The organism is Pseudoflavonifractor gallinarum (assembly GCF_014982855.1).
Lineage (GTDB): Bacteria > Bacillota > Clostridia > Oscillospirales > Oscillospiraceae > Pseudoflavonifractor_A > Pseudoflavonifractor_A gallinarum.
The window spans coordinates 211,858-234,883 of sequence record NZ_JADCKF010000003.1 but is presented as its reverse complement, the minus strand read 5'-3'; the positions used below and the strand labels follow the sequence as shown (position 1 = coordinate 234,883).

At 62.4% G+C, this 23,026-nt stretch carries 26 protein-coding genes; all 26 read left to right on the top strand.

What is annotated here, in order from left to right; all coding sequences use genetic code 11:
• Nucleotides 1-26 precede the first annotated feature (26 nt).
• The 26 genes from INF37_RS04975 to rlmN all read left to right on the top strand — a co-directional run bounded on the left by INF37_RS04975 (nt 27) and on the right by rlmN (nt 22,952).
• Complete coding sequence (locus tag INF37_RS04975; protein WP_101693138.1) at nt 27-896, top strand: MurR/RpiR family transcriptional regulator; 870 nt, start codon at nt 27-29, stop codon at nt 894-896.
• A gap of 8 nt (nt 897-904) precedes the next feature.
• On the top strand, nt 905-2,146 hold the full coding sequence (locus INF37_RS04970) for a BaiN/RdsA family NAD(P)/FAD-dependent oxidoreductase (RefSeq protein ID WP_186963906.1): 1,242 nt from the start codon (nt 905-907) through the stop codon (nt 2,144-2,146).
• Nucleotides 2,147-2,148: 2 nt separating this feature from the next.
• Nucleotides 2,149-2,826, top strand: a complete 678-nt coding sequence (gene cmk / locus INF37_RS04965; protein ID WP_193536791.1) for a (d)CMP kinase — start codon at nt 2,149-2,151, stop codon at nt 2,824-2,826.
• Complete coding sequence (locus tag INF37_RS04960; RefSeq protein WP_101693136.1) at nt 2,823-3,422, top strand: lysophospholipid acyltransferase family protein; 600 nt, start codon at nt 2,823-2,825, stop codon at nt 3,420-3,422. The genes cmk and INF37_RS04960 overlap by 4 nt, the downstream gene beginning before the upstream one ends.
• Complete coding sequence (locus INF37_RS04955; protein ID WP_101693135.1) at nt 3,419-5,374, top strand: bifunctional 4-hydroxy-3-methylbut-2-enyl diphosphate reductase/30S ribosomal protein S1; 1,956 nt, start codon at nt 3,419-3,421, stop codon at nt 5,372-5,374. The genes INF37_RS04960 and INF37_RS04955 overlap by 4 nt, the downstream gene beginning before the upstream one ends.
• Nucleotides 5,375-5,584: 210 nt before the next feature.
• On the top strand, nt 5,585-6,061 hold the full coding sequence (locus INF37_RS04950) for a CarD family transcriptional regulator (RefSeq protein ID WP_101693134.1): 477 nt from the start codon (nt 5,585-5,587) through the stop codon (nt 6,059-6,061).
• Nucleotides 6,062-6,159: 98 nt separating this feature from the next.
• A complete protein-coding gene (gene ispD / locus INF37_RS04945) occupies nt 6,160-6,894 on the top strand; it encodes a 2-C-methyl-D-erythritol 4-phosphate cytidylyltransferase (RefSeq protein ID WP_193536789.1) in 735 nt (244 codons plus the stop codon).
• A complete protein-coding gene (ispF, locus tag INF37_RS04940) occupies nt 6,891-7,361 on the top strand; it encodes a 2-C-methyl-D-erythritol 2,4-cyclodiphosphate synthase (RefSeq protein ID WP_193536787.1) in 471 nt (156 codons plus the stop codon). The genes ispD and ispF overlap by 4 nt, the downstream gene beginning before the upstream one ends.
• Before the next feature lie 57 nt (nt 7,362-7,418).
• Nucleotides 7,419-7,673, top strand: coding sequence for a DUF3343 domain-containing protein (locus tag INF37_RS04935; RefSeq protein ID WP_101693131.1), 255 nt, complete (start codon nt 7,419-7,421; stop codon nt 7,671-7,673).
• A complete protein-coding gene (locus tag INF37_RS04930; RefSeq protein ID WP_193536785.1) occupies nt 7,670-8,812 on the top strand; it encodes an aminotransferase class V-fold PLP-dependent enzyme in 1,143 nt (380 codons plus the stop codon). Before INF37_RS04935 ends, INF37_RS04930 begins: the two co-directional genes overlap by 4 nt.
• A 316-nt stretch (nt 8,813-9,128) precedes the next feature.
• A complete protein-coding gene (cdaA, locus tag INF37_RS04925; RefSeq protein ID WP_101693129.1) occupies nt 9,129-10,016 on the top strand; it encodes a diadenylate cyclase CdaA in 888 nt (295 codons plus the stop codon).
• Nucleotides 9,994-11,235, top strand: coding sequence for a CdaR family protein (locus tag INF37_RS04920; protein ID WP_193536783.1), 1,242 nt, complete (start codon nt 9,994-9,996; stop codon nt 11,233-11,235). Before cdaA ends, INF37_RS04920 begins: the two co-directional genes overlap by 23 nt.
• A gap of 77 nt (nt 11,236-11,312) precedes the next feature.
• A complete protein-coding gene (locus INF37_RS04915; protein WP_101693127.1) occupies nt 11,313-11,735 on the top strand; it encodes a SoxR reducing system RseC family protein in 423 nt (140 codons plus the stop codon).
• 10 nt (nt 11,736-11,745) lie between these two features.
• On the top strand, nt 11,746-12,633 hold the full coding sequence (locus tag INF37_RS04910) for a DUF5685 family protein (protein ID WP_193536781.1): 888 nt from the start codon (nt 11,746-11,748) through the stop codon (nt 12,631-12,633).
• Entirely contained in the window at nt 12,630-13,235 is a 606-nt protein-coding gene (locus INF37_RS04905) for a J domain-containing protein (RefSeq protein ID WP_186963816.1), read from the top strand. The genes INF37_RS04910 and INF37_RS04905 overlap by 4 nt, the downstream gene beginning before the upstream one ends.
• A 1-nt stretch (nt 13,236) precedes the next feature.
• The gene (locus tag INF37_RS04900; RefSeq protein WP_193536779.1) at nt 13,237-13,764 is read left to right on the top strand and encodes a hypothetical protein; all 528 of its coding nucleotides are present in this window, start codon (nt 13,237-13,239) and stop codon (nt 13,762-13,764) included.
• A 91-nt stretch (nt 13,765-13,855) separates the two neighbouring features.
• Nucleotides 13,856-14,734 (top strand): YicC/YloC family endoribonuclease, encoded by an 879-nt coding sequence (locus INF37_RS04895; RefSeq protein WP_101693123.1) that lies wholly within the window; start codon nt 13,856-13,858, stop codon nt 14,732-14,734.
• 15 nt (nt 14,735-14,749) lie between these two features.
• A complete protein-coding gene (gene remA / locus INF37_RS04890; protein WP_101693122.1) occupies nt 14,750-15,019 on the top strand; it encodes an extracellular matrix/biofilm regulator RemA in 270 nt (89 codons plus the stop codon).
• Entirely contained in the window at nt 15,016-15,639 is a 624-nt protein-coding gene (gene gmk / locus INF37_RS04885) for a guanylate kinase (RefSeq protein ID WP_101693121.1), read from the top strand. The genes remA and gmk overlap by 4 nt, the downstream gene beginning before the upstream one ends.
• Nucleotides 15,640-15,678: 39 nt before the next feature.
• Complete coding sequence (rpoZ, locus tag INF37_RS04880; RefSeq protein WP_101693120.1) at nt 15,679-15,876, top strand: DNA-directed RNA polymerase subunit omega; 198 nt, start codon at nt 15,679-15,681, stop codon at nt 15,874-15,876.
• A gap of 84 nt (nt 15,877-15,960) precedes the next feature.
• Nucleotides 15,961-18,435: a replication restart helicase PriA gene (gene priA / locus INF37_RS04875; RefSeq protein ID WP_193536777.1), complete on the top strand. Its 2,475-nt coding sequence runs from the start codon at nt 15,961-15,963 to the stop codon at nt 18,433-18,435.
• Between the two features lie 13 nt (nt 18,436-18,448).
• Nucleotides 18,449-18,934: a peptide deformylase gene (gene def / locus INF37_RS04870; protein WP_101693118.1), complete on the top strand. Its 486-nt coding sequence runs from the start codon at nt 18,449-18,451 to the stop codon at nt 18,932-18,934.
• A gap of 4 nt (nt 18,935-18,938) precedes the next feature.
• Entirely contained in the window at nt 18,939-19,862 is a 924-nt protein-coding gene (fmt, locus tag INF37_RS04865) for a methionyl-tRNA formyltransferase (RefSeq protein WP_193536775.1), read from the top strand.
• A gap of 40 nt (nt 19,863-19,902) precedes the next feature.
• Nucleotides 19,903-20,592, top strand: coding sequence for a zinc metallopeptidase (locus INF37_RS04860; RefSeq protein ID WP_193536773.1), 690 nt, complete (start codon nt 19,903-19,905; stop codon nt 20,590-20,592).
• Between the two features lie 3 nt (nt 20,593-20,595).
• Nucleotides 20,596-21,927, top strand: coding sequence for a 16S rRNA (cytosine(967)-C(5))-methyltransferase RsmB (gene rsmB, locus INF37_RS04855; protein ID WP_193536771.1), 1,332 nt, complete (start codon nt 20,596-20,598; stop codon nt 21,925-21,927).
• Nucleotides 21,924-22,952 carry a 23S rRNA (adenine(2503)-C(2))-methyltransferase RlmN gene (gene rlmN, locus INF37_RS04850; RefSeq protein WP_101693114.1) on the top strand — a complete coding sequence of 343 codons (1,029 nt, stop codon included), beginning with the start codon at nt 21,924-21,926 and terminating at the stop codon, nt 22,950-22,952. The genes rsmB and rlmN overlap by 4 nt, the downstream gene beginning before the upstream one ends.
• The last annotated feature ends 74 nt before the right edge of the window (nt 22,953-23,026 follow it).

Sequence of the window (23,026 nt, the reverse complement as noted above, 5' to 3'; positions counted from 1 at the left end):
GCGGCAGATCGGGAGGATACGCTCTCATGTCAAAAGATATCTTGTCCATCATCCAGACAAATATGAATACCTTCTCCAAGGGCCAGAAGCTGATCGGGCGCTTTATTCTGGACTCCTATGACAAAGCGGCTTTCATGACGGCCAGCAAGCTGGGAAAGACGGTCAACGTCAGTGAGTCCACGGTGGTCCGTTTTGCCGCCGAGCTGGGCTATGACGGTTATCCCGCCATGCAGAAGGCTCTTCAGGAGATGATCCGCAATAAACTCACCTCCATCCAGCGCATCGAGGTGTCCAACGACCGCATCGGAAACCAGGACATCCTCTCCATGGTCATGCAGTCCGATGTGGAGAAGATCCGCATGACGCTGGAGGAGGTGGACCGGGACAGCTTTGACCGGGCAGTGGACGCCATTGTGTCCGCACGGCGCATCTACATCCTCGGCGTCCGCTCGGCGTCGGCCATTGCCAGCTTCCTGGCCTTCTACTTCAACCTGATCTTCGAGGACGTGGTCCATATCCACAGTACCTCGGTCAGTGAGGTCTTTGAGCAGCTACTGCGCATCGGGCCCCGGGATGTGATCATCGGGATCAGCTTCCCCCGCTACTCCAGACGCACCGTCAAGGCCATGGAATTTGCCCGGGACCGGGGGGCCCAGGTGGTGGCCATCACGGACAGCGAGACCTCGCCCCTCACCGCCATTGCGACCCACACCCTGATGGCCAAGAGCGATATGGCCTCCTTTGTAGACTCGCTGGTGGCCCCCCTGAGTCTGGTCAACGCCCTCATCGTGGCGCTGGGCCGGAGAAAGAACAGCGATCTCTCGGAGACCTTTGGAGTCCTGGAGAAGATCTGGGACGAGTACGAGGTATATGAAAAGGTGGAGGATTCCTTTTGACCAGTGATATGATTGTAATCGGCGGCGGCGCGGCAGGCATGATGGCCGCGCTGGCCGCCGCGGACCGGGGGTGTTCCGTGCTCCTGCTGGAGCGCAACGCCAAAGTCGGCCGCAAGCTGTACATCACCGGGAAGGGGCGGTGCAACGTAGCCAATGACTGCTCGGTCCCGGAGGTTCTTCAGCACGTGCCCCGCAATCCCAAATTTCTCATGAGCGCCGTCACACGCTTCCCGCCGGAGGCCGTGAAGGCGTTTTTTGAGGGATTGGGTGTCCCGCTCAAGACCGAGCGGGGAAACCGGATCTTTCCCCAGAGCGACCGGGCCGCAGACATCATCGACGCGCTCTTTCAGGCGCTGCGGCGGAAGCGGGTGAGCCTGGTGGAGGACCGGGCCGTCCGCCTGCTGACCGATGAGGAAGGACGGATCTCCGGGGTCAAGGGGGAGCACGGATCCTACTCCGCCCGGGCGGTGATTCTGGCCACCGGGGGAGCCTCCTATCCGCTCACCGGTTCCAGCGGGGACGGCTATGAGATGGCCGCAGCGGTGGGGCACACCATCGTGCCGCCCAAGCCCTCGCTGGTCCCGCTGGTGGCGGAGGGGGAGGACTGCCGCCGGATGCAGGGCCTCTCCCTGCGCAATGTGGCGGTCAAGGTCAAAAACCAGAAGAAAAAAGTGATCTATGCCGAGCAGGGGGAGCTGCTGTTCACCCACTTCGGGCTCTCCGGCCCGCTGATCCTCAGCGCAAGCGCCCATATGCGGGACTTTGAAAAGGACCACTACCAGGTGATCATCGACCTCAAGCCGGCCCTGGACGAGGAAAAGCTGGAGCAGCGGCTGCTGCGGGATTTCGCCGAGCGGGCCAATCAGGACTTTCACAATGTTTTGGAGGGGCTGCTGCCCCGCCTGATGGTGCCGGTGATGGTGGAGCGGTCCGGGATCCCCGGCGACACCAAGGCCCACTCCATCACCAAGGCCCAGCGCCGGCGGCTGCTGGAGGAGCTCAAGGGCTTCCGGATCGACATTGCCGGGCCGCGGCCGCTGGCGGAGGCCATCATCACCTCCGGCGGCGTGAAGGTGTCGGAGGTGGACCCCCACACCATGGCCTCCAAGCGCCTGCCGGGCCTCTACCTGGCGGGAGAGCTGCTGGATGTGGACGCCTACACGGGCGGCTTCAACCTCCAGATCGCCTGGTCTACCGGTCGAGCCGCGGGAGAAGGGGCGGCTCAGTTTTTGGAAGAAGGAGCAGAATAAGTATGGGATACAAAAGCATTGCCATCGACGGCCCCTCCGGTGCGGGAAAGAGCACCCTGGCCCGGCGGTTGGCTGAGGCCATGGGTTATCTCTATGTGGATACCGGGGCTATCTACCGTACGCTGGGGCTGGCGGCCCTGCGCCACGGCGTGGATGCCGAGGACAGCAGCGGCGTGATCGCGCTGCTGGGGCAGGTCGCCATCGACCTGCGGCACGGGGAGGACGGCTTACAGCACATGTACCTGGACGGGGAGGATGTGAGCACGGCCATCCGAGAGCCTAGAGTCTCCCGGTATGCCTCGGGCGTGTCCGCCATCCCGGAGGTGCGGGCCTTCCTGATGGACATGCAGCGGGATCTGGCCCGCCGTCAGAATGTGATCATGGACGGACGGGACATCGGCACCGTGGTGCTGCCCGACGCGGACGTGAAGATCTTCCTCACCGCCACGGCGGAGGACCGCGCCCGGCGGCGGTATGCCGAGCTGACCGAGCGGGGGACCGACACCGACTTTGACACCGTGCTGCGGGACATCATCGCCCGGGACGAAAAAGACACCCAGCGTGCGGCGGCTCCTCTGCGCCAGGCGGAGGACGCCATTGCGGTGGATACCACCGGCAACACCCTGGAGGAGAGCTTCCGGCAGCTCCTGGGCGTGGTGAGAGCGGGGGTGGGTCTGTGAGAGGCTGGTATACCTTTCTCTATTGTCTCGTCTATCCCGTATTCAATCTGGTCCACCCCGGAAAGGTGATCGGACGGGAGAACATCCCCGACGGCGCGGTTATGATCTGCTGCAATCACACCAGTGACAGTGATCCGCTCTTCCTCTGCTATGCCTTCCGTCTCAAGCACCAGATCCGGGCCATGGCAAAGATCGAGCTGATCCGCATCCCCGTGATCGGATGGCTGCTGAGCAAGGCAGGCATCTTCGGCGTGGACCGGGGAAAGAGCGACATCGGCGCCATCAAGCAGGCCATGAAGTACCTGCGGGAGGGCGAGAAGGTGCTGATTTTCCCCGAGGGGACCCGGGTCCGCTCCAGCCGGGGCGACGTGAGCCAGCCCAAGGCGGGCGCCGCCATGCTGGCGGTGCGGTGCGGCGTTCCTATCCTGCCGGTCTACGTGCCGGAGCACAAGCGCTGGTTCCGCCGCACGCCGGTGGTGATCGGGGAGGCCTTCACGCCCACCGTCGCCACCCGCAAGGGGACCCAGGAGGAGTATGAGGCCATCACCGCCGATCTGATGGCGCGGATCCGTGCGCTGGAGGCGCAGGCCAGATGAGCCGGCTGACACTGGCCCGCTCCGCGGGCTTCTGCTATGGCGTGCGCCGGGCGGTGACCATGGCGGAGGAGGCTGCCCAGTCGGGCCGCCCCTGCGTGATGCTGGGCCATATCATCCACAACGGAAGCGTGATCGAGCAGCTGGAGAAGGCCGGCGTGCAGGTCGTCCACAGCGTGGAGGAGGTGCCCACGGGCGCGGCCGTTATCATCCGCTCCCACGGGGAGGGCCGGGCGGTCTATGAACGCTTGCAGGAGCGGGGGGCAGAGATCATTGATACCACCTGCCCCAACGTCTCCCACATCCACCGCCTGGTCTCCCAGGCAGAGGAGGAGGGGCGCATCCCGGTCATCATCGGCACGCCCACCCATCCGGAGGTGGAGGCCATCGCCGGCTGGTGCCGCAATCCGGTGGTGCTCTCCGGTCCGGACGCGCTGGAAAACTGGCTGAGGGAGCATCCGGAGCTGCGTACGCAGCCCATCACCATGGTTTCCCAGACCACCTCGACCCAAAAGAAGTGGAATTTGTGCGTAGAAAAAGCAAAAAAAGAGTGTACAAATTTAAAAATTTTTGATACAATATGTAATGCTACGTGCAAACGGCAGAGTGAGGCCCAGGAGTTGGCGGCCCAAAATGACGCGATGATCGTCATCGGCGGCCGCGATAGCTCCAACACCAGGCGCCTCACGGAGCTTTGCGCGGCACTCTGCCCGACGGTCTGCTGGATCGAGCGGGCGGAGGAACTGGAACCTTCCAACCTGTACGGGAAGGCTTCTATAGGAATCACCGCGGGCGCGTCGACACCCGGGTGGATTATAAAGGAGGTCTATGACAAAATGAGCGCAGAAAACATGGAGATCGAAGAATCCTTTGCTGAAATGCTGGAGAAGTCGATCAAAACTTTAAATACAGGGGAGAAGGTTACCGGCGTCGTCACTGGCATTACGCCCACCGAGATCTACGTCGATCTGGGTACCAAGCATGCCGGTTACATACCGGTGTCTGAGCTGACCGACGATCCCACTGTAAAGGTCGAGGACATTGTGAAGGTGGGCGACGAGATCGAGACCTACGTCATGCGTGTCAACGATCAGGAGGGTGTTGTCACCCTGTCCAAGAAGCGCCTGGATACCGTCAAGAGCTGGGACGATATCGAGCAGGCCAAGGACGACCAGACTGTGGTCGAGGGCGTCGTCACCGAGGAGAACAAGGGCGGCGTGGTCGTGAGCGTCAAGGGCGTTCGCGTGTTCGTGCCCGCTTCCCAGACCGGCCTGGCCCGCGATGTGGCCATGACCGAGCTGGTCAAGCAGCATGTCCGTCTCCGCATCACCGAGGTCAACCGTGCCCGCCGCCGCGTGGTGGGTTCCATCCGCGCCGTGGCCGCTGCCGAGCGCGCCGAGAAGGCCGCTAAGGTGTGGGAGGAGATCGAGGAAGGCAAGCGCTACACCGGCGTTGTGAAGTCCCTGACTTCTTACGGCGCCTTTGTGGACATCGGCGGCGTGGACGGCATGGTCCACATCTCCGAGCTCTCCTGGAGCCGCATCAAGCACCCCTCCGAGGTGGTGAAGGTGGGCGACACCGTCGAGGTCTATGTCATCGCCGCTGACAAGGAGAAGAAGAAGATCTCCCTGGGCATGAAGGACCGCACCGAGGATCCCTGGGCCAAGTTCACCGCTACCTATGATGTGGGCTCCGTGGCCAACGTCAAGGTGGTCAAGCTGATGACCTTCGGCGCCTTTGCCGAGATCGTCCCCGGCGTGGACGGCCTGATCCACATTTCTCAGATCGCCGATCACCGCATCGAGAAGCCCGGCGACGTGCTGAGCGAGGGCCAGATGGTGGACGTGAAGGTCACCGACATCGACTTCGAGAACAAGAAGGTGTCTCTGTCCATCCGTGCTCTGCTGGACGAGCAGGCCGATGCCGCTGAGGATGAGGACGGCTCCGCTGAGTAATTTCTCTATCTGATAAAAGCAGCTCACTTTGAACAAAAGTGGGCTGCTTTTTTTTGAAAACTGCTCATTTTCCTTGCAAAAGGCGGGGAAATGGTCTATAATACAATTAGTATTATGGGCTGTCTCCGACGCAGGGAACAAGCCCCATACCGAAATTGGCAAACAACGTGAGAATCATTCACAGGCTCAAACGGTTTGGGAGGTGGGATCATGTTTCAGGTAGGCGATAAAATCGTCCATCCAATGCATGGTGCTGGTGTCATTGACAGTATCGTGCAGAAGAAGGTCAACGGAGTGCTGCGGGAATACTACATCTTAAAGCTTCCTCTGAATGGGATGCTTGTTATGATCCCGACGCACAACAGTGAGGAGATCGGTGTACGTCCCATTGTGGAGGGGGAAGAGGCAGACCGTGTGATCGCGGCCATTCCCAGCATGGACGTGGAGATGGATTCCAACTGGAACCGGCGCTATCGGGAGAATATGCTGCGGCTGAAAAGCGGCGACCTCCTGGAGGTTGCCAGGGTGGTAAAGGGACTGGTGCGCCGGGACGGAGAGCGCGGCCTCTCCACCGGGGAGCGGAAGATGCTCCACTCGGCCAAACAGATCCTGATCTCGGAGATCGTCCTCTCCCAGAATTCCAGTTATGAAGCGGTAGAGGCCCGCATTGATTCTGCCCTGGCATAATAAGATGGGAGAGACGGCGACAGCGTGGACCCATCGAGCAAGAGGGAGCCTTCGGGCTCCTTTTCTTGTGGCCGGCAGAGGAAAGGAAGGAAACGAACATGGCAGAATGGCTCAAACGGTTGCTGAAGCGAAACCGGGAACAGCAGGCCTTTTGTACCGCGGTAGTCCCGGCTGCCGGATCCTCCACCCGCATGGGGGGACAGGATAAGATATTGCTTACGCTGGGGGATGTGCCGGTCCTGATGCACACGCTGCGCGCACTGGACAGCTGCCCCCGTATCCAGGAGATCGTGGTGGTCACCCGGGAGGATCTGATCGTGCCCATCAGCCAGCTCTGCCGGGAGGGTGGATTTACCAAGATCAAATCGGTGGTCGTGGGCGGTGCCAGCCGGGCGGAATCCGTGCTGCGGGGCATCCGGGAGGCCAGCGAGGAGGCCGAGCTCATCGCCATTCACGACGGGGCCCGTCCCCTGGTCAGCCAGGCGGTGCTGGATGAGGTCATCCGCAAGGCGGAGGAGTGCGGCGCGGCGGCCCCCGCGGTGCCGGTCAAGGACACCATCAAGCAGGCAGTCGGAGGGATCGTGGAACGGACGCCCGACCGCTCAGAGCTCTTTGCAGTGCAGACGCCCCAGGTCTTTGATGGCGCGCTGATCCGGGGCGCGCTGGCCAAGGCGCTGGAGGAGGGGGCCGCCCTCACGGACGACTGCTCCGCGGTGGAGCGGATCGGGATGAAAGTCTCTCTGACCGGAGGGGACTATACGAATTTGAAGATCACCACGCCGGAGGACCTGGTCCTGGCGGAGGCGCTGTTGGAGTGGAGGGAGAAGCTGTGAGAATCGGACATGGTTATGATGTACATAAACTGGTGGAGGGACGCCGCCTCATCCTGGGCGGGGTGGAGATCCCCTATGAGCGGGGGCTGTTGGGCCACTCGGACGCGGATGTCCTGACCCATGCGGTGATGGACGCGCTCCTGGGGGCCGCGGGGCTCTGGGACATCGGCCATGCCTTTCCGGACAGCGATCCGGCCTATGAGGGCGCGGACAGCCTAGTGCTGCTGGACCGGGTCATGGAGATGCTGCGCGGGAAAGGATACCGGGTGGGCAACGTGGACGCCACGATCCTGGCCCAGCGGCCCAAGCTGGCCCCCCACATTCCCCAGATGCGCGCCAATCTGGCCAAGCGTATGGGAATCGGGGAGGATCGGGTCAACGTCAAGGCCACCACGGAAGAGGGGCTGGGCTTTACCGGCGCCGGCGAGGGTATGGCCGCTCACGCGGTGGCGCTGCTGGAGGAGTAACCATGGAACCGCACCTCCCGCCTCGGCATACGATGGGGCGAGAGGAGCGTTTGAACCATGGTCTATTATCTTATCGTCTGCCGTTCCCTGACCTATGCGCAGCGGACAGCCGCTGTGTTGGAGCGGGTAGGCATTACGGCGCATATCCTGCGTTCGCCGAAAGTGATTGCCGGAGAGGGATGCGGATACTCGGTCAAGGTGGCACAACGAAACCTGTCCGACGCCCTGCGCATCCTGGTCCAAGCGGGATTGGGGCCGAAGCGGGTCTTTATTATGGAGAGCGACGGCAGCTATAAAGAGGTGCTGCTATGATTTACCTGGACAGTGCTGCCACCACGCTCCAAAAGCCGGACACCGTCGCAAGGGCCGTCGCACAGGCGGTCCATACCATGACCACCCCCGGGCGGGGCGGCTACCGCCCGGCCCAACGGGCGGCGGACACGGCCTTTGCCTGCCGGATGGCTGCGGCGGAGCTCTTTGACATGCCGGAGCACCCGGAACGGGTGATTTTCACCAGCAATGCCACACATGCCCTCAATCTGGCCATCAAAACCCTGGTGCATCCCGGAGACCGGGTGGTCATTTCCGGCTATGAGCACAATGCCGTGACCCGGCCGCTGGTGGCCCTCGGCGCGGAGACACTGGTGGCGCAGGCCCCGCTCTTCCGGCCCGAGGTCCTGCTGCGGCAGATGGAAGAGGCGATCACCGACCGGACTGCGGCAGTCGTCTGCACCCACGTGTCCAATGTGTTTGGCTATGTGCTGCCGGTGCACGAGATCGCGGCCATCTGCCGGGAGAGGGGAGTCCCGTTTGTACTGGATGCCTCCCAGTCGGCCGGAGTGATCCCCATCTCCTGCAAGGAGCTGGGGGCGGACTTTGTCGCCATACCGGGACACAAGGGCCTCTATGGCCCCCAGGGGACCGGACTGCTGCTCTGCGCCCGGGAGGATGTGAACACCCTTCTGGAGGGCGGAACGGGCAGCGCCTCGGCGCTGCCGGGTATGCCCGAGGTCCTGCCAGACCGCCTGGAGGCGGGGACCCACAACATGCCCGGCATTGCCGGACTGCTGGAGGGACTGCGCTTCGTGAAGCGGACCGGGATCGGCCGGATCCGCGCCCACGAGGAGCGCATGATCCGCACCGCGGTCCAGCTGCTGCGGGGGATGGACGGGGTGACCCTCTATGCCTCTCCCGACCCGGGACTGCAAACCGGCGTGCTCTCCCTGTGTATGGAAGGGATGGAGTGCGAACAGGTGGGAGAAGTGCTGGGGAAGCGGGGCGTGGCTGTGCGCGCCGGACTCCACTGTGCGCCGCTGGCCCACCGCACCGCCGGTACCTTTGAGACCGGGACCATACGGATGAGTGTTTCCGCCTTCACCATGGAATCGGAGATCCGGCGATTCGCCCACATGCTGCGGGAGATCCGGCGAAATGGGGCACAGGCGGTTTAAAAGGGGAGCTCCAGGCCCGGTGCGGCTTGGAGCTCCTTTCCTGTCATGATCGGATTGATATCACGCTAAAGAGAGGCGTGATGGGGAGAATTGGCCCCATCCTGCGAAAATAGGCGGGATGGGTCGGAAATGCTGTGAATAAATTGAAAATTATTTGTAAACAGACCGAAAGAACTAAAAGATTCCCGGCCTTACTTCTTGCCAATATTGCGGAAAGACAGTATAATAATGAAGTTAAAGGGCCCGGTATGTTTGTGTGAACGATCGGGTGAGCACAGGGCGCACACCATGCGTTCGACATGGGGAGTAGTGGGAAATGGAACATCTATACCAGTTTATGCAGGTTGTCCTCAATTATCTCCGTTTGATCCACGTCACCGATTTTATTGATATCGGCATCATGGCCTTTATCATCTACCGGGTGATCATTTTGATCCGGCGGAGCAGCTCCGGCCAGGTGGCCAAGGGAGTCGTTCTGATTCTGGCGGCCCTGTGGCTTTCACAGCTGCTGAAACTGAATACGGTGAACTACTTCCTGGGGAAGACGGTAGAGTGGGGCGTTCTGGCTCTGGTGGTGCTCTTTCAGCCGGAGATCCGGAAGATGCTGGAGCAGGTGGGCAACAGCCGCCTGGGAAATGTCTTTGGGAAAGCAGAGGCGCCGGATGAGATCGAGCATGCCATCCAGCAGACGGTGGAGGCCTATGCCTCTCTCTCCAAGAGCAAGACGGGCGCGCTCATGGTCTTTGAGCGGAAAAATCTCTTTGACGACTCCATCAAGACCGGCACTTCGCTGGACTGTTCGGTGAGCAGTGAGCTGCTGAAGAACCTCTTCTGGAACAAGGCGCCCCTCCATGATGGCGCGGTCATCGTCCGCAACGGGCGGATCGTGGGCGCCGGATGCGTGCTGCCCCTCTCTGGAAATGTGAACCTGTCCCGGGATCTGGGCATGCGCCACCGGGCCGGGATCGGCGCCAGCGAACATTCGGACGCGGTGGTGGCCATCGTCTCGGAGGAGACCGGCTCCATCTCGGTGGCGGTGGGCGGAATGCTCAAGCGCCATCTGGCCCCGGAGACGCTGGAGCGGCTGCTGCGCAATGAGCTCCTTCCCAAGAATGAGGAGGATGAGAGCCAGCGCTTCAAGCTCTTCAACCTGTTGAAAGCCATGAAAGGAGGTCAGCGTGATGGAGAACATAAGGGAGAGTAAGTGGCTCTATATCGTACTGTCTCTGCTGCTGGCCATCTTTCTCTGGCTCTATGTAGGCAGCGGAGAGGGCCGGGAGGAGATCAACACGATCCGCAACATTCCCGTGACCTTCACCAATGTGGAGACCCTGGAGGAGCGCGGCCTGATGATCTCGGAGGGCGCGGAGCAGACCATCACTCTGGAGATCAAATCTACCCGGAGCGTGGCCATGAAGCTGTCTGAGAAGGGGGCAGTCACCGCAGTGGTGGATGTCTCCAAGATCACCGCTCCGGGCTCCTATACCACGGGCTATCAGCTCAACACGCCCAGCAGCGTCAGCCAGATCAGCTACAGCGTGGTGGGTAATGTACAGAATATCTCCTACACCGTGGCCCGCCGCTCGGACCGGCAGGTTGAGGTGCGCGGCGTCTTCAACGGCGAGGTGGCCGACGGCTTCCAGCGGGGCGAATTCTCCATCACGCCGGGCAGCATCACGGTCAGCGGCGAGGAGGAAAATGTCAACCAGGTCGACTATGCCCTCGTGACGGTCACCCGGGAGGACGAGCCGCTCTCCGCCACCTTTACCGGAACCATGCCCTTCCAGCTGATCGGCTTTGACGGACAGGTGCTGGATGCCAAGGCGCTGAGACTGACCACCAATGTGGACATGGTGGACGTGACCCTCCCGGTGGTGAAGCTCAAGGAGATCCCGCTGACTGTGGATATCCTGCCCGGAGGCGGCGCCACTGCGGACAACGCAGAGGTCCACATTGAGCCGGAGACCATTACCGTTTCCGGAGATGAGGAAGCGCTGGACTCCGTGACCAAGATCGTGTTGGGCCAGATCGACCTTCAGACGATTTTTGATCAGAACACGATCACCTTCCCCATCGACGTGGGCACCCATCTGGAAAATGTCAGCGGCGTGACGGAGGCCACCGTGACGGTCAAGATCACCGGACTGACCACCCGCACATTGGAAGTGGACAATATCAACTTCATCAATGTGCCGGAGGGATATACGCCGGAGAAGGTGACTCTCTCCTGCCTGGTGCAGATCCGCGGGGAGGAAGAGGCCGTGAATGCGGTGATCCCGTCCCAGCTGCGGGTGGTGGCCGATCTGAAGGATGCCGGACCGGGCAGCCAGACGGTGAACGCCACGGTCTATCTGGACGGCAGCAGCAGCGTGGGCGTCGTCGGCGGAGACTACAAAGTGGTCGTCAATCTGCGGCGTAATTAAAGAAGCATACGAGAAACACGGTGGGACGGGCGCAATGCGTCCGTCCCACACAGCAACTAGGTAATAAGAGGTTAGATATGGAACAGATCGCAAGAGTAAATCGGGTGGTCAGCGACACCGTGGCAGAGATCGCTGTGAAGCGGAAATCGGCCTGCGGGCATGACTGCTCCCAGTGCGGAGGCGGATGCAGCGAGATGCTGGTACAGAGCGAAGTGACCGCCATGGCCTTTAATCCGCTCCACGCCAGGGCGGGGGACACGGTACAGGTAGAGAGTGAGACAAAACAGGTGCTCAGCATCGCGGCCATCGTCTATCTGGTGCCGCTGATCCTCTTTTTCCTGCTCTATGCCGTGGGGCGTATGATTGCACATGTGGAATCTGTCTCCATTGCGCTGGGCGGGCTGGGCTTCTTTGTGGGGATCGCGGTTGCGGTCTATGCCAACAGCGTGGTCAAGCGCCGCCGGCTTACCTCCTTCCGGATCACCGCTATCCTGGACTGAGACAGAAGCGATGTTTGGATATGTCAGGCCGGTGCGGACGGAGCTGCGGGTATGGGAGTGGGAGCGGTACCGGGAGGCCTACTGCGGTCTGTGTGACACCATGGGCCGCCGCCATGGCTTTCTGGCCCGGATGTTCCTCAACTATGACTTTACCTTTTTGGCTATGCTGCTCCTGCCCGATCTGGGCCGGAGAGAGCGGAGCCGGTGCCGCTGTCCCGCACGGCTGTGGGTATGCCGGAAATCCTGTACGCCCCGGCATGAGATGATGGATCTGGCCGCCGATGAGAGCGTGATTCTCACCTACTGGAAGCTGCGGGACGGTGTACTGGACGGCTCCTTCTGGCAGCGGCAGGGAAGCCGGATCTTATCCCGCCTGCTGCGTCCGGCCTACCGGAGAGCACAGCGCGCCTGCCCGGGCTTTGCGGAGACCGTGGAGAACTGCCTGGAAGAGCTCCATGTACTGGAGCGGGAGCAGTCCCCCTCGCTGGACCGGACGGCCGATACCTTCGCCCGCATCCTGTCGGCCGCCGGGCCGAAAACGGGGCGTCCGGCGCGGGACCGGGCGATGGAGCAGCTGCTCTACCATGTGGGGCGGTGGATCTATCTGCTGGACGCCTGGGACGACCTGGAGGAGGACCGGCAGTCCGGACAGTATAACCCCATCTTGAAGCGCTTCCCGGACGGGGCACAGGACCACCGGGAGGAGATCGCGCGGACCTTGCTTCACTCCAGAAACCTGGCAGTATCCGCATATGCGCTGCTGGAGGCGGGCGACTGGAGCGGAATTTTAGAAAATATCCTTTACTTTGGCCTTCCCGCCATGGAGCGGAGCGTCTTTGCCCCATCCGACGGAGCGGGCCGACGGAATTCTTGCATGCATAGGAGAATGGACAGATGACGGATCCCTACCGTGTTTTGGGCGTGGAGCCCACTGCCAGTGACGACGAGATCAAGCGCGCATACCGGGAGCTGGCCCGGAAGTACCATCCGGACAACTATCAGAACAATCCTCTGGCCGATCTGGCGGAGGAGAAGATGAAAGAGATCAACGAGGCCTACGACCAGATCACGAAGCAGCGCGCCGGAGGGGGCGGGTACAATGCCTCCAATGCCGGCTACCAGCGACAGCAGAGCAGCTATCAGCAGCAGTCCTATTCCGGCGGGAGCGTGTACCAGCAGGCCCGGCAGGCCATCAACCTAGGCGACCTGGGCCGGGCGGAGCAGCTGCTGCGCACCGCGCCCGCCCAGAACGGGGAGTGGCACTTCCTGATGGGCAGCATCGCCTACCGGAAGGGGTGGCTGGACGAGGCCATGCAGCACTATCAGATGGCCTGCCGCATGGACCCCACAAACGGGGAGTACCGCCAGGCGCTGGCCATGATGCAGAACGGCGGGCAGGCATACCGTCCCTACGGATACGGGGGCGGCATGGACGCCTGCGACTGCTGTACCAGCCTGATGTGTCTCAACTGCCTGTGCGGCGGATGCGGAGGGTACTAAGGTGCCCCGCGCACGTTCCGGAGGCGCCAGGGAAGTGGCGCTGCCGGCGGTACTGGCCGCTCTTTCGCTGCTGCTGCTCTATGGGGCCTCCATTGCGCCCAGCGGGCGGATGGGCCTGGTAGCGCTCTCCGGTCTGGTGCCGGCCGCGGCGGTGGTCTCGGGCGGACTGCACGCCGGACTGCTGTGCTATGGCGCGGCTGGGATCCTGGGTTTGCTCCTGGTGCCCGACAAGGGGAGTGCACTGCTCTATCTGCTCTTTTTCGGCCTATATCCGGTGATCAAGTCCCGGGCCGAGCGGCTGCGGACACGGCTGGCCGAGTATGGGCTGAAGCTGCTGTGCTTCAACCTGGCGCTGACCATTCTGTGGTTTGGCTTTCGGGGCCTGTTTCTCCCGTTCCTGCCGGAGGCTTTGCGCATGACCGCGCTGGTCTACCTGGTGGGCAACCCGGTCTTTCTGGTCTATGATTTTGGATGCTCCAAGGTCATCAGCCTCTATGTGGCGCGCCTTGGCCGCCGGCTGGGGAAATGAGACTTTTCAATCGGGAGAAATTCTGCTATAATATTCCGATGACTCTGTGTGATGCAGAGCCCCATTCTGAAGAGAAGCGAGGGGAAGCCCTTTGATTAAAAGTATGACCGGTTACGGAAGGGGAGAGGCGGTCCTCCACGGCCGTCCCATCACGGTAGAGCTGCGTTCCGTCAATAACCGCTATCTGGATTGCAATATCAAGCTGCCCCGTATCTATGTCTTTGCGGAGGACGCCATCAAGGCAAAGGTACAGGAGAGTATTTCCCGGGGCAAGGTGGACGTGTTCGTCACCATCGGGCCCTCCGAGGGGGGAGACGTCAACATCTCGGTCAACCGGCCGGTGGCCGACGGCTACTATAAGGCCCTGTGCGACCTGCGGGACAGCTATGGCCTGAAGGATGACATCTCGGTCTCTCTGCTCTCCCGCCTGCCCGACGTGTTCCTGGTGGAGAAGAACCAGGAGGACCTGGAGGCGGTGTCCGCCGACCTGTGCGAGGTGCTGGGCCTGGCCCTGAAGGACTTTGACGCCATGCGCGAGCGGGAGGGCGAGAAGCTGGTGCAGGATGTCCGCTCCCGGGCCGCCACCATCGCCGCCCTCACCGGGAAGGTGGAGGAGCGCTCCCCCGGGATCGTGGCCGATTACCGCGCCCGGCTGGAGTCCAAGATGGCCGAGGTGCTCCAGAATACCCAGATCGATGAGAGCCGCATCCTCACCGAGGCGGCCATCTTTGCGGATAAGGTCGCCGTGGATGAGGAGACCGTCCGTCTGCGCAGCCACCTCTCCCAGCTGGAGCATATGCTCTCCGGAGACGGCCCGGTGGGACGGAAGCTGGACTTCCTGATCCAGGAGTTCAACCGGGAGGCCAATACCATCGGCTCCAAGTGCAGCGATATCGAGACGGCCCGCTATGTGGTGGAGATCAAGGGCGAGATCGAGAAGATCCGCGAGCAGATCCAGAATATTGAGTAACGCGGAGGACGCGGTATGAAACTGATCAACATCGGCTTTGGCAATATGGTCTCCGCAGGACGTCTCATCGCCATCATCAGCCCCGATTCCGCCCCCATCAAGCGAATGATCCAGGAGGCCAGGGACAGCGGCTGTCTCATTGACGCCACCTATGGGCGGCGCACCCGGGCGGTGCTGATTATGGACAGCGACCACATCGTCCTCTCCGCCCTCCAGCCCGAGACGGTAGCGGGACGGCTGGCAGGGAAGGAGACCGGGCCTGAGCCGGAGGAGGATATGGAATGATACGAAAGAAAAAGAAGCGTGGACAGCTGATCGTTTTGTCCGGCCCCTCTGGCGTGGGAAAGAGCACCGTGATCTCCGAGCTGCTCAGTGAGCGCAGCGACATCCATTTCTCGGTCTCCTTCACCACCCGGCAGCCCCGGGTGGGCGAGGCCGACGGTGTGAATTACAATTTCGTCAGCCGGGAAACCTTTGAGGGGATGATCGCCCGGGAGGAGCTTCTCGAGCATGCCGAGTATGTGGGCAACTATTACGGCACCTCCCTCAAGGTCATCCAGGAGAAGCTGGACGCGGGCATCGACGTGCTGCTGGACATTGAGGTGCAGGGCGCGGCCAAGGTCCGGGCCAAGTGCCCGGAGGCGGTGCTGATCTTTATTATTCCGCCCAGCTTTGAAGAGCTCTCCCGCCGGCTCCACCGCCGGGCTACCGATCAGGAGGAGGTCATTCAGGGCCGCCTCCAAAAGGCCCGGGAGGAATACCGGCAGATTCCCAACTACGACTACATGGTGGTCAACGACAAGGTGTCCGAGGCTGCGGCCGAGATCATCGCCATCCTGACGGCGGAGGGCTGCCGTACCCGGAACCGGCTTCACCTGGTGGACGATGTCTCGCTGGACCGCTGAGACCACTGCTATACCAAAATAAAAGGAGTTTGATGCGTTATGATGCTCTATCCCCCCATGAATAAGCTGCTGGAGCAGGTGCCCAGCCGGTACATGCTGGTCAATGTGGTGGCCCAGCGGGCCCGCCAGATCGCCAGTGAGGCGGAGGAGAACGGAATCTCCCTGGACGATAAGCCGGTCACGCTCGCCATCCGTGAGGTGGCGGAGGGCAAGGTCACGCCCCAGGCCGCAGAATAACACGCACAGAAGGGCAAGCGTTGGGGCGGGAGCCCTGGCGCTTGCCTTTTCCCGGATTTGGGGCGGGGAGAAGGAGGAGAGAATATGGAGCAGTCTGTGGCGGCCCGGGTGGCCCTGTCCGCGGCTACCTACGCCATTGACAAGCCCTATACGTACCTGGTTCCCTCGGAGCTGCGGGAGACCCTGTCGCCCGGAATGCGGGTGATCGTGCCCTTCGGGGCGGGAAACCGGCGGACCGAGGGGATCGTGCTCTCCATCGATGAGATCACCGCGCCCGATCCGAAATGCAAGCCCATTTTGACCCAGCTGGACGAGGAGCCTGTGCTGGACGGAGAGGGGCTCCATCTGGCTATCTGGATGCGGGAGCGGTACTTCTGTACGGTCTATGACGCGGCCCGGGCCATGCTCCCGGCCGGACTGTACTTCTCCTTACAGGACCGCTACCGCCTGGCCCCGGGGATCGACCGGGAGGCAGCCTATGAGGCGGCCGGGAACTCGGAATATGCCCGCACCATCGTGGGGATGGTCTGTGCCTCCGGCAGCGCCGAGCTGGGACAGATCCGCGCGGTGTTCGGTACCCGAAACCCCGGACCCACGCTCAAACAGCTGGTGGACCGGGGCATCCTGGTGTTGGAGACCAGCGCCTCCCGGGGCGTGGGGGACAAGACCGAGCGGGTGGCCGTCCTGGCCGTCCCGCCGGAGGACGCCATGGCACAGGTCACACCCCGCCGGCGGTCGGCCCCCATGCGCTATGCGGTGATGGAACTGCTGTGCGCCATTGGAGAGGCCTCCACCAAGGAGCTGTGCTATTTTACGGGCGCCTCCATGGAGACCCTGAAATCCCTGCGCAAGAGCGGCCTGATCCGTCTGGAGGAGCGGGAGGCTTTCCGTCGGGTGTCGGTGGAGCCCTGCGAGCCAGCCGGGCCGGTCTATCTCAACGAGGAGCAGGAGACCGCCTTTCAGGGACTGGACGCACTGGCCCGGACCGGGACAGCGGCCGCGGCGCTCCTCTACGGAGTGACGGGCAGCGGAAAAACTCAGATCTACATCCGGCTCATTCAGGAGAGCCTGAAGCGGGGGAAGAGCACCCTGGTGCTGGTGCCCGAGATCGCGCTGACTCCCCAGCTCCTGCACCACTTTTCCGCCCATTTCGGGGATGCGGTGGCGGTCCTCCACAGCTCGCTGCGGGCGGGGGAGCGCTACGACGAGTGGAAGCGGGCGAAAGCCGGGAAGGCACAGGTGGTGATCGGCACCCGCTCGGCGGTCTTTGCCCCCCTGCGCAATCTGGGACTCATCATCCTGGACGAGGAGCAGGAGGGGAGCTACAAATCGGAGCAGGTCCCCAAATACCATGCCCGGGATGTGGCAAAATACCGCTGTGCCCAGACCGGGGCGCTGCTGGTCCTGGGATCGGCCACGCCGTCCATTGAGAGCATGTATCAGGCGAAACAGGGCGTGTACCACCTCTTCACGCTGCGGCGGCGCTACAATGAGCGGGCCCTTCCCCAGGTGCAGATCGCCGATCTGCGGGAGGAGCTGAAGGCGGGAAACGGCGGCTCCATTGGCCATGCCCTGCGGTCTGCCTTGGAGGAAAATCTCCGGCGGGGGGAGCAGTCCATTCTGTTCCTGAACCGGCGGGGGGCCAGCCGTATGCTCTCCTGCGGGGAGTGCGGTGAGGCGCCCACCTGCCCCCGCTGTTCGGTGTATCTCACCTATCACTCCGCCAACGGGCGGCTCATGTGTCACTGCTGCGGCCACTCGGAGCGGGTCCCGGACGTCTGCCCCAATTGCGGCGGCACCTTCCATTTTATCGGGACCGGGACCCAGCGGGTCCAGGAGGAGCTGGAGGAGATGTTTCCCGGGGTAGAAGTGCTGCGGATGGATACCGACACCATCTCCGCGGTCCACTCCCATGAGAAGCTGCTCGCCCGGTTTGAACAGGAACGGGTCCCCATTCTGGTGGGGACCCAGATGGTGGCCAAGGGGCTGGATTTTGAGAATGTGACCCTGGTGGGCGTGGTGGCGGCCGACCTGTCCCTCTATGTGGACGACTACCGGGCGGCGGAGCGGACCTTTTCCCTCATCACCCAGGTGGTGGGTCGGGCAGGCCGGGGCGAAAAGACCGGCCGGGCGCTCATCCAGACCTATACGCCGGAAAATGACGTGATTATCTTTGCGGCGGCGCAGAACTACGACGCCTTTTATGAACAGGAGATCGGCCTGCGGGAGCTGCGGGGTTGCCCGCCCTTCCGGGATCTCTTTGTACTCACCGCCTCGGGGACGACGGAGAGCGCCGTCTTACAGACCTGCATGCGCCTGCGGCGCAGTCTGGAGGAGTGGCTGCGCCAGCCGCCCTATGAGGGGTACCGCTCCCAGCTGCTGGGCCCGGCGCCGGCGGCCATCGCCAAGGTGAACAACCGCTACCGCTACCGCCTGACCCTGAGTACCCGAAATGACAAGCGCATGCGTGCGCTGGTGGCCCATCTGCTCTGCTGCGCACAGAAAGATAAAGAAAACCGGGGCGTATCCGTCTATGCGGATGTGAATCCCCTGGATTAGGAGGAAGATTACCATGGCACTGAGAACGATTCTGACAGACGAAGATCCGGCCCTGCACAAGGTCTGCCGGCCCTATACGGTTTTTGACGAGCGGCTGTGGTCCCTGCTGGACGACATGAAGGAGACCCTGGCCCACGCCAACGGCGCGGGACTGGCCGCACCTCAGATCGGCATTCTGCGCCGTGCGGTCATCGTGGTGGACGGCAACGACGAGATGCTGGAGCTGGTCAACCCGGAGATCATCTGGACCGACGGGGAGCAGGAGGGCTTTGAGGGCTGCCTGAGCGTCCCGGGCCGCTGGGGCGTGGTCAAGCGCCCCATGAAGGTGCGCGTCCGCGCCCAGGACCGCCACGGCAACTGGTTCGAGGCCGAGGGCGAGGAGATTGTGGCCCGCTGCTTCTGCCATGAGCTGGAGCATCTGGAGGGCCACCTCTTCACCGAGCGCAGTGACAAGCTCTATACTACGGAAGAGCTGGACGCCATGATGGAGCGTGAGTAAGAGTATGCGGATCGTTTTTATGGGTACCCCTGCATTTGCGGTGCCCTCTCTGGAAAAGCTAATCGAGGCCGGACATGAGATCGTTGGGATCTTTACCCAGCCGGACAAACCTAAGAACCGGGGCATGAAGCTCCTTCCGCCGCCGGTGAAGGTGTGCGCGCAGGAGCACGAGATCCCGGTCTATCAGCCCACCAAGCTGCGGGACGGCACGGCGCTGGCCCAGATCCAGGCCCTCGCCCCGGAGCTTATCGTGGTGGCCGCCTACGGGCGCATTCTGCCCGATGAGATCCTGGATTACCCGAATCTGGGGTGCATCAATGTCCACTCCTCGCTGCTGCCCCGCTACCGTGGAGCGGCTCCTATCAACTGGGCCATCCTCAACGGGGATGAGAAAACCGGCGTGACCATCATGCACATGGCCACCGAGCTGGACGCGGGAGACATCATTACCCAGGCGGAGACCGCCATCGACCCGGATGAGGACGCGGAGACCCTCTATCAGCGTCTGGCTGACATGGGCGGCGCGCTCCTCATCTCCGCGGTGGAGCAGCTTGCCGCCGGGACGGCCACCCGGACGCCCCAGGAAGCGGCGGGCGTGACCCTGGCCCCCATGCTGGGACGGGAGCTCTCGCCCATCGACTGGAAGCGCTCCGCTCAGGAGATCCACAACCAGGTACGCGGGCTGATCCCCTGGCCCACCGCCACCACGGATGCCATTACGGGCGACACCATGAAGATCCTGGTCACACAGCAGACCGGGGAGCAGACTGGCGCCCCTGCCGGAACCGTGGTGGCCGCTGGAAAGCAGGGCATCGACATGGCGTGCGGGGACGGGAAGATCCTGCGGATCGTGGAGCTCCAGGCAGCGGGCAAGAAGCGCATGAAGGCCGCAGACTACCTGCGGGGCAACCCCATTTCCATTCCCTGAGCGGGAACGGAGGCCGTATCCGGTCAGAAAGGAAACATCCATGTTTTATTATGATCCTACCTATTGGAGCATTCTGGTCCCCGCCATGCTCATTGCGGCGTGGGCCCAGTGGCGCGTGAGTTCCACCTTCCGCCGGTTCTCCTGCGTCCGCGCCTCCCGGGGCTATACCGGGGCACAGGCCGCCGAAGCGGTATTGCGGGCCCACGGGGTGCACGATGTGCGCATCGAACGGGTGTCCGGACGGCTCACGGACCATTTTGATCCCCGGAGCAATGTCATCCGCCTGTCGGACAGCGTATATGGCTCCAACAGCGTGGCCGCCATCGGCGTGGCGGCCCACGAGGCGGGGCATGCGGTACAGTATGCGGTGGGATACGGTCCCATCAAGCTGCGCAACGCCATCATCCCGGTGTGCAACTTGGGTTCTCAGCTCTCCATTGTCTTTATCCTGCTGGGGCTGTTTCTCTATATCCAGCCCCTCTTTGCCGTGGGTATCCTGCTGTTCTCGCTGGCCGTGGTGGTGCAGCTGGTCACGCTGCCGGTGGAGTTCAATGCCTCCCACCGGGCGCTGGAGACCCTGAAGAGCACTCATCTCCTGGACGGAGAGGAGCTGAGCGGGGCCCGCAAGGTGCTGGGTGCGGCGGCCATGACCTATGTGGCGGCCCTTCTGGTCTCCCTGGCCCAGCTGCTGCGCTTCCTGCTGGCCTTTGCCGGACGTCGGAGGGACTAAGCGATGGCGCGAGAGAGAAAAAAGAGCGCCCGTGAAGTGGCTCTCCTGGCGCTGCATGCCTGTGAGCAGCAGGGGGCCTGGTCCGACGGCTTTTTGAAGAAGGCCATCCGGGAGGCCGGGCTGGACAGCCGGGACGCCGGGTTCGCCTCCCGGCTCTGTTTTGGAGTTTTGCAGAACCGGATGCTTCTGGATTTTTACCTGGGGCAGTTTTCCAAGCTCCCGCTGGACCGGCTGGAGGCGAAGATCCGCTCCTGCCTGCGTCTGGGCGCCTATCAGATTTTGCTGCTGGACCGTGTGCCGGAGTCGGCAGCCGTCAATGAGTCGGTCAATCTGGCACGCCAGTACGCAAAGAATCCCAGAGCGGCCGGGATGGTAAACGGCATTCTGCGAAACCTGATTCGCAGCCGGGAAACCCTCGGCCTTCCAACCCAGCTGGACATCCGTTATTCCCATCCCGCATGGCTTGTAAAGGAATTTGACCTTGCACTGAATGGGGAGGGCGTGGAGGCCCTGCTGGAGGCCGACAACGCCATTCCGCCCACTATGGCCCAGGTCAACACCACCCACTTCTCCCAGGAGGAGGTCGTGGAGCTGCTGCGGCAGGAGGGGGTGGAGGTACAGCCCCACCCCTGGATTCCGGACTGCCTCCTCTTGCAGGGAACGGGAGATCTGGAGCGGCTGGAGAGCTTCCGCCGGGGTGCGTTCTATATCCAGGACGGCGCCGGAAAACTCTCTGTCCTGGCGGCCGACCCAAGGCCGGGAATGCAGGTGCTGGACGCCTGCGCCGCGCCGGGCGGCAAGAGCTTTGCTGCGGCCATCCGAATGGGCGGACAGGGGGAGATCTGGTCCTGCGACATCCACCCCCACAAGCGGGGATTGATCCAGGCGGGGGCCGAGCGGCTTGGATTTTCCGAGCTGATCCATCCCGCCATTCAGGATGGAAAGCAGTGCCGGGAGGAGTGGATCGGCCGGTTTGACCGGGTGATCGCCGATGTGCCCTGCTCCGGGCTGGGCATCATCCGCAAGAAGCCGGATATCCGCTATAAGGACCCGGAGCCCCTGGCAGGACTCCCCGCCATTCAGAGCGCGATCCTGGAGAATGTATCCCGCTATGTCAAGCCGGGCGGGGCGCTTCTCTACTCCACCTGTACCTTGCTCCGGCGGGAAAATGAGGGTGTGGTGGAGGCTTTCCTTGAAAAGCATTCTGACTTTACATTAGAGCGTTTTCAACTGCCCGGACCGGTTGGAGCGGTCGAGGGCGGCATGCTGACCCTCTGGCCGCACCTGCATGGGGCAGACGGATTCTTCTTTGCGAAATTGAGGAGGGCGACATGACCGATATCAAATCCATGAATCAGGAGGAGCTGTCCTCCTTTCTCAAAGAGCTGGGGCAGCCGGCCTTTCGGGCCAAGCAGGTCTTCCAGTGGCTCCACCGGGGCGTCCGCTCCTTTGACGAGATGACCAACCTCTCCAAAGCCCTGCGGGAACAGCTGGCCCAGAGCTGCCTGCTCGCGCCCCCCACGGTAGAACGCAAGCAGGTCTCCGCCCTGGATGGGACCATCAAGTACTTGTGGCGTCTGCACGACGGAAACTGCATCGAAACCGTTCTGATGCGCTACAAACATGGGAATACTGTGTGCATCTCCTCCCAGGTGGGATGCCGGATGGGATGCGCTTTCTGCGCCTCCACAATCGCTGGCAAGGTAAGAGACTTGACACCTGCTGAAATGCTGGATCAGGTCCTGTTCACCCAGATCGATTCGGGGGCACCCATCTCCAACATCGTGCTCATGGGCATCGGCGAGCCGCTGGACAATTTCGACACCGTGATGCGCTTTCTGGAGCTGGTCAACCACCCGGACGGGATGAACATCGGCATGCGCCATATCTCGCTGTCCACCTGCGGGTTGGTCGACCGGATCGATGAGCTGGCCAAACGGCAGCTCCAGCTGACCCTGTCCGTCTCCCTCCACGCACCGGACGACGAGACCCGCTCCAAGATCATGCCGGTGAACAAGAGTGTGGGGGTGGAGCGGCTCTTTGCCAGCTGCCGGCGGTATTTTGAGCAGACCGGCCGGCGGATCTCCTATGAGTATGCCATGATCGACGGGGTCAACGACACGGACTGGCAAGCAGATCTACTTGCCAGCCATTTGAAGGGAACGCCGGGGCATGTGAACCTGATTCCGCTCAACGAGGTCAAGGAGAGCCCGCTGCGTCCCAGCCGCCGGGTGGCTGCATTCCAAAAACGTCTGGAGTCCCAGGGCGTGACCGTGACGGTACGGCGCAAACTGGGTGGCGATATCGACGCCTCCTGCGGGCAGCTCCGCCGCAAGCAGATGCTGGAGGAGCAGGCCTGAGAAGGGGCTGTGCGATGGGCTCATCCCGATCCGCATGGGATGGGCTGCGGAAAAATCGATGTGGAGAAGAAGGC

Coding starts and splice junctions, on each gene's coding strand:
- INF37_RS04975 (WP_101693138.1), top strand. CDS start 27: ATGTCAAAAGATATCTTGTCCATCATCCAGACAAATATGAATACCTTC.
- INF37_RS04970 (WP_186963906.1), top strand. CDS start 905: ATGATTGTAATCGGCGGCGGCGCGGCAGGCATGATGGCCGCGCTGGCC.
- cmk (WP_193536791.1), top strand. CDS start 2,149: ATGGGATACAAAAGCATTGCCATCGACGGCCCCTCCGGTGCGGGAAAG.
- INF37_RS04955 (WP_101693135.1), top strand. CDS start 3,419: ATGAGCCGGCTGACACTGGCCCGCTCCGCGGGCTTCTGCTATGGCGTG.
- INF37_RS04950 (WP_101693134.1), top strand. CDS start 5,585: ATGTTTCAGGTAGGCGATAAAATCGTCCATCCAATGCATGGTGCTGGT.
- ispD (WP_193536789.1), top strand. CDS start 6,160: ATGGCAGAATGGCTCAAACGGTTGCTGAAGCGAAACCGGGAACAGCAG.
- INF37_RS04935 (WP_101693131.1), top strand. CDS start 7,419: ATGGTCTATTATCTTATCGTCTGCCGTTCCCTGACCTATGCGCAGCGG.
- INF37_RS04930 (WP_193536785.1), top strand. CDS start 7,670: ATGATTTACCTGGACAGTGCTGCCACCACGCTCCAAAAGCCGGACACC.
- cdaA (WP_101693129.1), top strand. CDS start 9,129: ATGGAACATCTATACCAGTTTATGCAGGTTGTCCTCAATTATCTCCGT.
- INF37_RS04920 (WP_193536783.1), top strand. CDS start 9,994: ATGGAGAACATAAGGGAGAGTAAGTGGCTCTATATCGTACTGTCTCTG.
- INF37_RS04915 (WP_101693127.1), top strand. CDS start 11,313: ATGGAACAGATCGCAAGAGTAAATCGGGTGGTCAGCGACACCGTGGCA.
- INF37_RS04910 (WP_193536781.1), top strand. CDS start 11,746: ATGTTTGGATATGTCAGGCCGGTGCGGACGGAGCTGCGGGTATGGGAG.
- INF37_RS04905 (WP_186963816.1), top strand. CDS start 12,630: ATGACGGATCCCTACCGTGTTTTGGGCGTGGAGCCCACTGCCAGTGAC.
- remA (WP_101693122.1), top strand. CDS start 14,750: ATGAAACTGATCAACATCGGCTTTGGCAATATGGTCTCCGCAGGACGT.
- gmk (WP_101693121.1), top strand. CDS start 15,016: ATGATACGAAAGAAAAAGAAGCGTGGACAGCTGATCGTTTTGTCCGGC.
- rpoZ (WP_101693120.1), top strand. CDS start 15,679: ATGATGCTCTATCCCCCCATGAATAAGCTGCTGGAGCAGGTGCCCAGC.
- priA (WP_193536777.1), top strand. CDS start 15,961: ATGGAGCAGTCTGTGGCGGCCCGGGTGGCCCTGTCCGCGGCTACCTAC.
- def (WP_101693118.1), top strand. CDS start 18,449: ATGGCACTGAGAACGATTCTGACAGACGAAGATCCGGCCCTGCACAAG.
- fmt (WP_193536775.1), top strand. CDS start 18,939: ATGCGGATCGTTTTTATGGGTACCCCTGCATTTGCGGTGCCCTCTCTG.
- INF37_RS04860 (WP_193536773.1), top strand. CDS start 19,903: ATGTTTTATTATGATCCTACCTATTGGAGCATTCTGGTCCCCGCCATG.
- rsmB (WP_193536771.1), top strand. CDS start 20,596: ATGGCGCGAGAGAGAAAAAAGAGCGCCCGTGAAGTGGCTCTCCTGGCG.
- rlmN (WP_101693114.1), top strand. CDS start 21,924: ATGACCGATATCAAATCCATGAATCAGGAGGAGCTGTCCTCCTTTCTC.